At 65.3% G+C, this 11,104-nt stretch carries 9 protein-coding genes and 1 riboswitch; of the genes, 6 read left to right on the plus strand and 3 right to left on the minus strand.

Translation table 11 applies throughout. The annotated features are described in order from the left end of the window. Positions 1-132: 132 nt before the first annotated feature. Positions 133-1,293, minus strand: coding sequence for a hypothetical protein (locus ACOYYX_RS05455; protein WP_422928923.1), 1,161 nt, complete (start codon positions 1,291-1,293; stop codon positions 133-135). Between the two features lie 457 nt (positions 1,294-1,750). Between ACOYYX_RS05455 and ACOYYX_RS05460 the strand changes: the two genes are divergently transcribed. Together ACOYYX_RS05460 and ACOYYX_RS05465 are read left to right on the plus strand one after the other, a co-directional pair. Continuing rightward, positions 1,751-2,371, plus strand: coding sequence for a hypothetical protein (locus ACOYYX_RS05460; protein WP_422928924.1), 621 nt, complete (start codon positions 1,751-1,753; stop codon positions 2,369-2,371). A 226-nt stretch (positions 2,372-2,597) separates the two neighbouring features. Continuing rightward, on the plus strand, positions 2,598-2,999 hold the full coding sequence (locus ACOYYX_RS05465) for a hypothetical protein (protein ID WP_422928925.1): 402 nt from the start codon (positions 2,598-2,600) through the stop codon (positions 2,997-2,999). Between the two features lie 90 nt (positions 3,000-3,089). Here ACOYYX_RS05465 and ACOYYX_RS05470 read toward each other — a convergent pair whose 3' ends face one another. Next, a complete protein-coding gene (locus ACOYYX_RS05470) occupies positions 3,090-4,067 on the minus strand; it encodes an SDR family NAD(P)-dependent oxidoreductase (protein ID WP_422931596.1) in 978 nt (325 codons plus the stop codon). Positions 4,068-4,227: 160 nt separating this feature from the next. On the opposite strand from ACOYYX_RS05470, the gene ACOYYX_RS05475 reads away from it, so the two are divergent. After that, positions 4,228-4,806: a TetR/AcrR family transcriptional regulator gene (locus ACOYYX_RS05475; RefSeq protein WP_422928926.1), complete on the plus strand. Its 579-nt coding sequence runs from the start codon at positions 4,228-4,230 to the stop codon at positions 4,804-4,806. A 339-nt stretch (positions 4,807-5,145) separates the two neighbouring features. Continuing rightward, entirely contained in the window at positions 5,146-5,928 is a 783-nt protein-coding gene (locus ACOYYX_RS05480; RefSeq protein WP_422928927.1) for a phosphatase PAP2 family protein, read from the plus strand. 116 nt (positions 5,929-6,044) lie between these two features. On the opposite strand, the gene ahcY is transcribed toward ACOYYX_RS05480, so the two are convergent. Beyond that, positions 6,045-7,463, minus strand: a complete 1,419-nt coding sequence (ahcY, locus tag ACOYYX_RS05485) for an adenosylhomocysteinase (RefSeq protein ID WP_422928928.1) — start codon at positions 7,461-7,463, stop codon at positions 6,045-6,047. A 19-nt stretch (positions 7,464-7,482) separates the two neighbouring features. Then, positions 7,483-7,573: riboswitch (S-adenosyl-L-homocysteine riboswitch) on the minus strand. 412 nt (positions 7,574-7,985) lie between these two features. On the opposite strand from ahcY, the gene cysD reads away from it, so the two are divergent. Continuing rightward, on the plus strand, positions 7,986-8,900 hold the full coding sequence (gene cysD / locus ACOYYX_RS05490) for a sulfate adenylyltransferase subunit CysD (protein ID WP_422928929.1): 915 nt from the start codon (positions 7,986-7,988) through the stop codon (positions 8,898-8,900). A 1-nt stretch (position 8,901) separates the two neighbouring features. Beyond that, entirely contained in the window at positions 8,902-10,839 is a 1,938-nt protein-coding gene (cysN, locus tag ACOYYX_RS05495; RefSeq protein ID WP_422928930.1) for a sulfate adenylyltransferase subunit CysN, read from the plus strand. Positions 10,840-11,104 lie beyond the last annotated feature (265 nt).

Here is an 11,104-nt window from a genome sequence, read left to right on the forward strand (position 1 = left end):
GAGGCATGCACGCGTCTCTTCGCATCCACACGGCATTCGCGCGAGCGAGCGTCTTATTGACCGCGCATCGCCGAGGTTCGCCCAAACTCGCGGGCCTGTCCAGATGACCTCAAGCGATGAGGGGGGAGCCCGTCAGGCGATGAAGGCCTCGATCTTGCCCCGCTCGTCGGGGAGGCCGAGCCAACGCAGTGTCCCGTCGAGCCGCCAGCCCGGATCCCAGAGGTCGTCGCAGGCGACGAACGCCGCGAGGGCCTCCTTCTGCGCGGGGGTGAGCGAGCCGGGCTCCCGGGGCGGCGTTGGCTCGGTCGTCCGATCGTGGCCGGGGAAGGCGAGGTCGAGGAGCAATTCCAGGGCGTCGCCGAGATCTTCCACATCGAGCCGGCCGAGGGCCCGGCCGATCCGGGGGACGGCCGCGTCGGGGCCCATCATGAAGAGGGTGAAGATCGCGCCTCGGGCGGATTCGCGCTCTCCATCGGGCAGGCCTTCCCAGGCGTCCTCGTCGAGCTCGGGCTCGGAGCCCCCCAGCGACGCCTCGTCGAGGACGCGGACGGCCTCTGCGGGGGCGTCGGCCTTGAGGATCCGGACGAGCGCGATGGCCGAGCCCCAGCGGAGCGGCCGGCTACCCTTCGACTTCGCGGAGCCGCTCCCCGAGGCGTCGGCGAGGATCTCGCGGAGGAAGGGCACGTCCTCCTCGCGACCGACTTCCCCCAGGCTCATCAGCAGGCCGCAGCGCACGCCGTCGCTGGTCTCGCGGGCGAAGGCCTCGCGGAGGCCGGCGGAGACGCGTTCCGGCGAGGTCTTGAGGGCCCCGAGCAGGTTCGCGGCCGGGTAGCGGAGGCCGTCTTCGTTGCCTTCGAGCAGCGCGAAGAAGGTGGGGAGCCCGGCCTCGATCGCGTGGCGGGTCGCCTCGACCCAGGCCTGCTCGCGGGCGACTTTCTCTTCGAAGTCGGGCTCGGCCCGCCACTTCTCGGCCACCGGCCCCGGCTCGTTGCGGATGTGGACATCGAGATAGGATTTCGCGGTTCCGAGGCCCGTCAGGAGTCCCAGGATCTCTTCCTTGGCCTCGACCTCGGGCGTACTCAGCAGCTCGATGAGGAAGGGGACGACGTAGGGAGAGGCCTCGTTGATGCAACCCTGGTTGCAGACCCGGCTTTCGAGGTCCTCGAGGGTCTCTTCGAGGCTTTCCTCGTCCTGGCTAGTCGCCAGCGAGCGGAGCAGGTCCGGGATGTCGGAGGCCTTGCCATACGCGTCTTCGAGCGCGTCCCATTCGACCCCGTCCAACGTCTCGAACATGGCAAGAATTCCCCTTCGAGCCGGGAACCTCTTCTTCTGAGGATCCCGCCCTTGTCACCGCGACCCCGGGCCCGACCACAAGGCTGCGACAGGTCCGACCACGAGGAGATCATCCCACCCGGCGGGCGTCGACGCCAGCCCCCTCGGGCTCACGAGCCGTAACTCGCCTTCCGCATGAGGCCGGTCCCTCGTCGCGGCGAGACATGCGCGATGTTGCGGACGCCGGGCGATCGCCGGAGAATGAAGCCGATGCCGCCCACAGGAGCCCCGCTGTTGGTCTTGGCTGAAAGATGACGAGGATCTCGGATCCGGGGAGGGCCGGGCTCTCGGCCAACTTGCAGGATCATGGCCCCCTGCGGATCGGGCCCGATTCTGAAGTTGGAGTATCAATTCTAGAAATGTGGAATCAATAATGCAGTCCCGAAACGCGGGGATAACGAAATTGACCCTCCGGGATATGGTGATCGTCATCGCCGCGATCGCAATAAGCCTATCGTTGGCGAGGGCGAGGAACGTATGGTGGGTTTGGAAGCCCTCTGTTTTCAACACCAGGGATGCGAGGTGGGTTGCCGAGATCTTGATTGCTTACGGGAATACGATCAAATTCATGTTCGTGAGGCTCGCCCCCAGTATGATCGCGCAGAGCTTCGCGATCGCATTAATCGCGTGGTTGAACCGCAAGAAGGCCGGGAAAACAGCGAGCTTGCATTATGGGATCTTGGGGAACGCCTGCGCGTGCGCGAGCTGGTTATTGCTGGGGATTCTCCTGCTGACGAGCTATGGGGTGGCTGTCGTCGATCAGAATGCGCATCCGTGGATCATGGACAAATTATGGAGCGGGACGGTACTGGAAGTCGTGAACGTGATCGGGGCCACGGTGACGGGCTGCGTGGTCCTGACGAGTTGGATGCTGGTGGCGGTGCAGGGAATTCCGAGGTTGAAGTCGACGGGCTTCGAAGCCTGGGGTGTTGTCCTGGCGACGTATTGGATCATGACGTCACTCCTGATAGTGTCGACAACCATGATCAAGATGATGATCGGGCCTGAAGGGTGGTATCCGCTTAACGTGACATTGTGACTCCAAGGCGTGATCGATGCTGCCAGCTTGGGTACGACTCGGCGGCATCGGGCCTGGGCTGGCGGATGATGCGAGTCGGCGGCAGGCGAGGCGTTCGGGAAGACGATCAATCGGATCCTCCTCCCGCCGCCTGACAGTCGCCGACGGCTCGCATATAATCGCCGCCGGCAATGGGTGGCTGTCCACGTCGGGCGGCCCCCTTTAGGCCATGATCTCGGAGTCGATCATGAAGGCGATCCTCTCGTTGGCGTTGGTCCTCGGGTTCTGCGGCCTGGCGAGCGCGAAGGACGACAAGGCGGCCGACCCGGTCGGGACCTGGAAGTGCGAGTACGAGATCGGCGGGCAGCAGCGCACATCCACCTTGAAGATCAAGAAAGAAGGTGACGACCTCACCGGCACCATGAGCTGGCCCGACCAGGAGGCGACCAAGCTCAAGGACCTGAAGTTCAAGGACGGCACGCTGACCTTCGTCGCCGATCGGAAGCTCGGCGGGATGGAGGATAGCATCACCATCGAATACAAGCTGACGGTCGACGGGGATCAGCTCAAGGGGACGGGCGCCGCGGAATTCGGCGGAGAGAAGCGGGATTGGGAGATCGAGGCCAAGCGGGAGAAGGACGAGAAGTAACCGCCGCGGCGTTCATCCCTTCAGGAAGTGCGAGCGGGGCTCATCCTCGAACCCCGCTCCTCAGATTCGCTCGGCTGAAGTGGGCTCGGATCAGAAGCGTTCGCCCACCCATTCCTCGCTCTTGGCCCACAGCGCCTTGGCCCGCTCGGGATCGAGTGCGTAGCGTCGCACCCCTTCGCTGATGGCGCTGATCGGGCGGTCGTCGGGCAAGACGACGCCGACGTGGCAGTTCTCGCAGTACTGGCCCCCCACCTCGTCGGCCGGGGCGACCACGCCCGACCAGACCGACGTCGCCGCGCCCTGCGGGATCGTCTTGAACTGGAAGGGGGGCTTGCCCTCCGCCGCGAGGTCCTGGTTCATCTTCTCGAGCATCCCCGGGATCCAGGCCGGGTCGAGGTGACGCCCCAACTCGGTCTGGATGCCCCCCGGGTGGACGGCCGTCGCTCGGATCCCCCGCGCCTTGTGCCGACGATCGAACTCGACCGCGAAGAGGATGTTCGCCGTCTTGGAGCGGCCGTAGCCCACGAACGGCTCATACGTCGTCTTCTCGAAGTTCGGGTCGTCGAGGTCGACGTCGCCGAAGCGATGCCCCGAGGACGCCAGGCTCACCAGCCGCCCGCCCGGCCTCAGCAGCGACGCGATCCGGTTGACGAGCACGAAGTGGCCGAGGTGGTTCGTGCCGATCTGCGTCTCGAACCCATCCACCGTGCGGCCATAGGGCGGTGCCATCACCCCCGCGTTGGCGATGATGAGGTCGAACGGCTCGCCCCTCGACAGCAGGGCATCGGCGCAGGAGCGGACGCTCGCCAGGGATGCCAGGTCTAGCTCGATGAGGTCGAAGGAACCGCCCCCCGCCTCCGCGGCGGCGCGGACCTCGGCCGTGGCCTTTCCCGCCTTCTCCAGGTCGCGGGCCGCCCCCACGACGTCGGCCCCGTGCGCCGCGAGGGCCCGGGCCGTCTCGATCCCCAGCCCGGCCGATACGCCGGTCACCAGCGCGCGGACCCCGCGCAGGTCCTTCCCCTCGAGCACTTCTTCCGTCGTCGACGTCGCATCGAATTGCCGGGTCATCATCGCCTCGCTTGTTCATCCTGAGCGGCGTCGGCGCGCAACGTCGCCCCCGCCGGATCAGCCTATTGCCGCCACCGCTGGACTTGCCCTAAGATACAACCGGAGGACGCCTCCGGATCAATATACGGAGGACGCCTCCGGTTATCAAGGGGAGAGGAAGATGGAGGCAGAAGGGCCTCGCGAGTCGTCACGCCCGCTGCGTGCGGACGCCGCGAGGAATCGCGCCAGGCTGGTCGAGGTGGCGAAGGCGAAGTTCAGCGAGGAGGGGGCCGAGGTGGGAATGGAGGCGATCGCCCGCGCGGCCGGCGTGGGGATCGGGACGCTCTACCGCCACTTCCCGACGCGCGACAAGCTGATCGAGGCGATCTACCGGACCGAGATGCAGGGATTGCTGGATTCCGTGCCGAGGCTCCTGGAGACGCATACGCCCGTCGAGGCCTTGCGGGCCTGGCTGCGTCAGTTCGTCGATCACATCGCCACCAAGCAGGTGATGTCCCCGGTCCTGGCCTCGATGGTCTGCGGCACGTCCGAGCTTTATGCCGAGTCCGGCGAGCAGATCAAGTCGGCGATGGCCCTCCTCGTCGAGCGTGCGGTTGCCGCAGGAGAGATCCGGCTCGACATCGAGCCGCTTGACCTCTTGCGCGCCCTGGCCGGAGTCGCCGGCATCAGCTCCGCCCCCGGCTGGGAGGCGAGCGCCAAGCGCCTGGTCGACATCCTCATCGCCGGCATGCGCATCTGACCCGAGGCCTGATCGAGTGCCATCGGTCGTCGGATGGATCTTGTTGGGACAATCGGGGGTGTCCAGCGACGAGAGCGCAGACGCAATACGTCCACCGTTTCCTGAGCCGATTCGTGATCCCAGGAACGACGAGGGGTCGAGGTCTGCTTCCCCGCTCGGATCTTCTTGAGAGTGGTCGGATTCGGACCTGTCGCCGCGGCTCATTCGTATCACGTTTGTCGGAGGTTGTCATCCGGGTGTGGGCCAATCAGCAAGAAGGAGCCGGCCCGGCACCGGGCTTGCGGCGAAATCCCGAACGAATGACCCCGATCGAAACGAACCCGACGAAGTGCAGGGCCCATGCGATCGCGAATCTTCCAACTCGCCCGGAGCGGGGTCGACCGGATCCGACGGACGGACTACCTCGTGCTGTCGGCGGTGCTGGCCGTCCTGATCTTCTCGGGGATCTTCGTCGAGGTCGCGGACCGGGTCGTCGGGGGGACCTCGCAACGACTCGACGACTGGACCCTGCGGGCCTTGCGCCAGCAGTCGGATCCGTCGAAGCCGCTGGGCCCGATCTGGCTGCAGGAGAACATCCGCGACCTCACGGCGCTGGGCGGGTTCCCGGTGCTCCTGATCGTGACGACCGCCGTGGTCGTGTACCTCTGGCTCTGCCGGACCTACCATGCGATGTGGCTGATCCTGGGCTCGGCGATCGGGGGGCAGCTCCTGAACATCCTGCTCAAGTCGTTCTTCGACCGCCCGAGGCCCGACCTCTTGCTCCACCTGATGCGCGCGGAAAACTCGAGCTTCCCGAGCGGGCATAGCATGAACGCGGCGGGGGTCTACCTGACGCTCGGCCTGCTGCTGGCGAGGCTCACGGATCACCATCGGCTCAAGGTCTATTACCTCACGCTGGCGACGCTCCTGACCCTGCTCGTCGGTGCGAGCCGCGTCTACCTCGGGGTCCACTACCCGACCGACGTGCTCGCCGGCTGGGCTGCCGGGGCCGCATGGGCCGCCGCCTGCTGGCTCCTCGCCGGCTATCTGCAGCGCCAGGGGGCCGTCGAGCAGCACCCCAACGAGCCGGTCGACGACCCCTCGCTCGACGCCCCGACCACGAGTTCGGAACCGAGCTCGTGATGATGGCGGAGTCGCTCGAGTCTCATCTCGAGTGAACATCCATGCCAAAAAAAGAAGCGGCGGGGAGCACATGGCCCCCGCCGCCGTTGGATCGGCCGAATTGACAAGTCATCCGATCAATAGCGGTAGTGATCCGACTTGTAGGGGCCTTCCTTGGGGACGTTGATGTAGGCGGCCTGCTCGGGGGTGAGCTCGGTGAGCTGGACGTTCAGCTTCTTGAGCTGCAGGCGGGCGACGTGCTCGTCCAGCTTCTTGGGCAGGACGTAGACGCCGACCGGGTACTTGGCGTTGTCCTGCCAGAGCTCGATCTGGGCGAGGACCTGGTTGGCGAACGACGAGCTCATCACGTACGACGGGTGGCCGGTGCCGCAGCCGAGGTTCACGAGCCGGCCCTTGGCCAGCAGGATGATCCGCTTGCCGTCCGGGAAGATGACGTGGTCGACCTGGGGCTTGATCTCCTCCCAGGGGTAGTCTTCCAGCGAGGCGACGTCGATCTCGTTGTCGAAGTGGCCGATGTTGCAGACGATGGCCTGATCCTTCATCTTGGCCATGTGGTCGTGACGGATGACCTTGAAGTTGCCCGTGGTCGTCACGAAGATGTCGGCCTTGTCGCAGGCGTAATCCAGGGTGACGACGCGGTAACCTTCCATCGCCGCCTGGAGGGCGCAGATGGGGTCGATCTCGGTGATCCAGACCTGGGCCGAGAGGGCCCGCAGGGCCTGGGCCGAGCCCTTGCCGACGTCGCCGTAGCCGCAGACGACCGCGACCTTGCCGGCGATCATCACGTCGGTGGCGCGCTTGATGCCGTCGACCAGCGACTCGCGGCAGCCGTACAGGTTGTCGAACTTCGACTTCGTGACCGAGTCGTTGACGTTGATGGCGGGGAACTTCAGCTCGCCGCGCTTGTGCATCTGGTAGAGCCGATGCACGCCGGTGGTCGTCTCCTCGGTGACGCCTTTCACGGCGGCGAGGTTCTTCGCGTACCAGCCCGGCTGCTTGGCGATCCGCTCCTTGATGGCGGCGAAGAGGATCCGCTCTTCCTCGCTGCCCGGGCTGTCGAGCACCTTGATGTCGGCCTCGGCGCGGGCGCCGAGGTGGAGCAGCAGGGTGGCGTCGCCGCCGTCATCGAGGATCATGTTCGAGTGCCCGCCGTCGGCCCACTCGAAGATCCTGTGCGTGTAGTCCCAGTATTCCTTGAGCGACTCGCCCTTGTAGGCGAAGACGGGGATGCCCGCGTCGGCGATGGCCGCGGCGGCGTGGTCCTGGGTCGAGAAGATGTTGCAGGAGGCCCAGCGGACCTCGGCCCCGAGGGCCTTGAGCGTCTCGATCAGGACGGCCGTCTGGATCGTCATGTGCAGCGAGCCGGTGATCCGGGCCCCCTTGAGGGGCTGCCGCGAGGCGTATTCCTCGCGGATGGCCATCAGGCCCGGCATCTCGGTCTCGGCGATCGCGATCTCGCGGCGGCCCCAGCCGGCCAGCGAGATATCGGCGACGTGGTAATCCTTCGTGGCGGGCTTCTGCGCAACAGTCGACACGTTCAAAGTCTCCAATAACGATGAACGGGCGCCGTTGCACGAGTTTTGATCCACCCCAACGAGCCTGGCAGGCACGCCTTCCGCGTACCGTCGCAGCGCCCCTCGACGAGATGGTGTTGGCCGATGGTGTTAATCAAGTCCCGCGGAGGAACCTTCCGGGGTCGCAGTATTCATAGCAAAACGAGCCGACCGCGTGCAAGGCGAAGTCAAATCGAGACCCCTCATTCACGCCCTAAACCCATCGCGGGAAACACCCAACGCCCGCGGCCATCGAGATTTGCCCTCGCGCCGGACATGGCGAGTCGTGAAGTATGGATGAATGAGAATCAACTGCTCCGAAGCCATTTCCGGGAGCCGGGTTCCGGAGACGCCGGGGCTCCCACATCTCACTTGTAAGATAGGTAAACCTGGCAAACATGGGTGATGGTGTGGCCGCTCGAGGTCGGGCCGCGGGGTTCCCCACTACCCGAGAGAGGACCGAATTCCCTATAATCGAGGAGAAGCGGCCAAATTGGAGGACGGATGATCAGCAGTAGCTACAATCTGACGCATTTGCGAGTGCTCGAGGCGGAGAGTATCCACATCATCCGCGAGGTCGCCGCCGAGTTCGAGCGGCCGGTGATGCTGTACTCGATCGGCAAGGACTCGGCCGTGATGCTCCGGCTGGCGCAGAAGGCGTTCCACCCGGGACGGCTGCCGTTCCCGCTGCTCCACGTCGACACGACCTGGAAGTTCCGCCAGATGGTCGAGTTCCGCGACAACTACTGTCGCGAGCAGGGGTTGGACCTCAAGGTCTGGATCAACCCCGAGGGGAAGGCGCAGAACATCAACCCCTTCGACCACGGCTCGAAGAAACACACCGACATCATGAAGACCGCGGCGCTCAAGCAGGCGCTGAACCACTACCAGTTCGACGCGGCCTTCGGCGGCGCCCGCCGGGATGAAGAGAAGAGCCGGGCCAAGGAGCGCGTCTACAGCTTCCGCGACCGGCTCCACCAGTGGGACCCGAAGAACCAGCGCCCCGAGCTCTGGAACCTGTACAACTGCAAGGTGAACAAGGGGGAGAGCATCCGCGCCTTCCCCCTGAGCAACTGGACCGAGCTGGACGTCTGGCAGTACATCCACCTGGAAAACATCCCCATCGTGCCGCTCTACTTCGCCGACGTCCGCCCGGTCGTCGAGCGCGACGGCACCCTCATCATGGTGGATGACGAGCGGATGCCGCTCCACCCCGGCGAAGAGCCGATGATGAAGCGGGTCCGGTTCCGGACGCTCGGCTGCTACCCGCTGACGGGGGCGATCGAGAGCACCGCGACGACGCTGCCGGAGATCATCGAGGAGATGCTCCTCGCCAAGAACTCCGAGCGGCAAGGCCGGGTCATCGACCACGACGAGGCCGGTTCGATGGAGCAGAAGAAGCGCGAGGGGTATTTCTGAGATGCAAGCCGTTGACCTGAGTCAGGAAGACATCCACGCCTACCTCGCCCGCCACCAGAAGAAGGAACTGCTGCGCTTCCTCACCTGCGGCAGCGTCGACGACGGCAAGAGCACCCTCATCGGGCGGCTCCTGCACGACACGAAGATGATCTATGAGGACCAGCTCGCCGCCGTCAAGCGCGACAGCGAGAAAGTCGGCACCACCGGCGCCGGCGAGATCGACCTCGCCCTGCTGACCGACGGCCTCAAGGCCGAGCGGGAGCAGGGGATCACCATCGACGTCGCCTACCGCTACTTCTCGACCGACCGCCGCAAGTTCATCATCGCCGACACCCCCGGGCACGAGCAGTACACCCGCAACATGGCCACGGGGGCCTCGACCTGCCAGCTCGCGGTGATCCTCATCGACGCCCGCCACGGCGTCCAGACCCAGACGCGCAGGCACTCGTTCATCGTCTCGCTTTTGGGGATCCGGCACGTCGTCGTCGCGATCAACAAGATGGACCTCGTCGGCCACTCGCGCGAGGTCTTCGAGCGGATCAAGGACGAGTACACGGGGTTCGTCGCCAAGCTCGACCTCCGCGACATCACCTTCATCCCGATGTCGGCGCTCAAGGGGGACAACGTCGCCTCCAAGAGCGAGGCGATGCCCTGGTATCAGGGGCCGTCGCTCCTGGATCACCTGGAGACGGTCCACATCGCCAGCGACCGCAACCTGACCGACCTGCGGTTCCCGGTGCAGTACGTGATCCGCCCCAACCTCGACTTCCGCGGCTTCGCCGGCACGGTGGCCTCGGGCATCCTCCGCAAGGGGGACGAGGTGATGGTCCTCCCCTCGGGCAAGAAGAGCAAGGTCAAGTCGATCGTCACCTATGACGGCGAGCTCGACGAGGCCTTCGCCCCCCAGGCCGTCACGGTCACGCTGGCCGACGAGGTGGACGTCAGCCGCGGCGACATGCTCGTCAAGCCGGACAACCCGCCGCAGGTCAGCAGCCAGATCGAGGCGATGGTCGTCTGGATGGCCGAGCAGCCGTTCGTCCCCGGCCGCTCTTACACGTTGAAGCACACGACGAGGTCGGTCTCGGCCGAGGTCGCGGCCTTCCGCTACGGCGTCGACGTCAACACACTCGAGCACCGCGACATCGCCCGCCTGAACCTGAACGAGGTCGGGCACGTGCAGCTCAGCCTGACGCAGGCGTTGGCGTGCGACCCCTACCGCACGAACGCGGCGACGGGCGCGTTCATCCTGATCGACCGCCTGTCGAACAACACCGTCGGCGCGGGCATGATCATGGAGGCCGGCAGCGGCCGAGGCCCCGGCGACTCCTGGGGGACCGGGCCTCTCGAGCGGCTCAAGACGCGCGACAGCCTCGTCGAGCCGTCCGAGCGCGAGCAGCGTTACGGCCAGATCCCGGTGACGGTCCTCCTCGTCGGCCTGACGGGCAGCGGCAAGAGCCGGATCGCGTATGGCCTGGAGCGTCGGCTCTGGGACGAGGGCCGGCTCGTGACGGTCCTCTACGGCCAGAACATGCGTCAAGGCCTGAACCGGGACCTCGGCTTCACGGCCGACGACCGCTCCGAGAACCTCCGCCGCTCGGCCGAGGTGGCCAAGCTGATGAACGACGCCGGCGTGATCACCGTCGCCGCGTTCGTCGCCCCGCACGAGGCCGTCCGCGAGAAGGCCAAGCAGCTCATAGGCCGCGACCGGATCCTCGAGGTCTACTGCACCGCCCCGATGGAAGTCCTCCGCCAGCGCGACCAATCCGGCGCCTACCGCCTCGCCGACGAAGGCAAGATCGCCCAGATGCCCGGCGTCACCGCCGCCTTCGAGGAGCCCAAGACCCCCGATCTGGTCCTCCAGACCGATCAGATCAGCGTCGAGGAGAGCGTCACGAAGATTCTTGAGCTGATGAGGGCCCGGGGCTTTTTGGGCTTGTGATTTTGCCGAGTCAGGTTGGGTGGAACAGCTGATTCAGTTCTTCGATGGCATGTGAATTGTCGAGGATTGTACCTTCCACCGAGGTTCTGAGACAAACGAAGCTAAGGGTTACGACTCGAGAAAATTCAGAAACAAACTGTTCCACGATCGATCTATGTCTTGATCGACATAGATCGATTGCGGGGAAAAATTTTTATTTGAACTGAAATGTAGATTTGTCCTCCAAAGCTTCGAAATCTGCCTCTTGGCATATTTAACCCCGTTC

Source organism: Singulisphaera chitinilytica (assembly GCF_049331405.1).
GTDB lineage: Bacteria > Planctomycetota > Planctomycetia > Isosphaerales > Isosphaeraceae > PoT.

Coding starts and splice junctions, on each gene's coding strand:
- ACOYYX_RS05460 (WP_422928924.1), top strand. CDS start 1,751: ATGGTGATCGTCATCGCCGCGATCGCAATAAGCCTATCGTTGGCGAGG.
- ACOYYX_RS05455 (WP_422928923.1), bottom strand. CDS start 1,293: ATGTTCGAGACGTTGGACGGGGTCGAATGGGACGCGCTCGAAGACGCG.
- ACOYYX_RS05465 (WP_422928925.1), top strand. CDS start 2,598: ATGAAGGCGATCCTCTCGTTGGCGTTGGTCCTCGGGTTCTGCGGCCTG.
- cysD (WP_422928929.1), top strand. CDS start 7,986: ATGATCAGCAGTAGCTACAATCTGACGCATTTGCGAGTGCTCGAGGCG.
- cysN (WP_422928930.1), top strand. CDS start 8,902: ATGCAAGCCGTTGACCTGAGTCAGGAAGACATCCACGCCTACCTCGCC.
- ACOYYX_RS05475 (WP_422928926.1), top strand. CDS start 4,228: ATGGAGGCAGAAGGGCCTCGCGAGTCGTCACGCCCGCTGCGTGCGGAC.
- ACOYYX_RS05470 (WP_422931596.1), bottom strand. CDS start 4,067: ATGACCCGGCAATTCGATGCGACGTCGACGACGGAAGAAGTGCTCGAG.
- ACOYYX_RS05480 (WP_422928927.1), top strand. CDS start 5,146: ATGCGATCGCGAATCTTCCAACTCGCCCGGAGCGGGGTCGACCGGATC.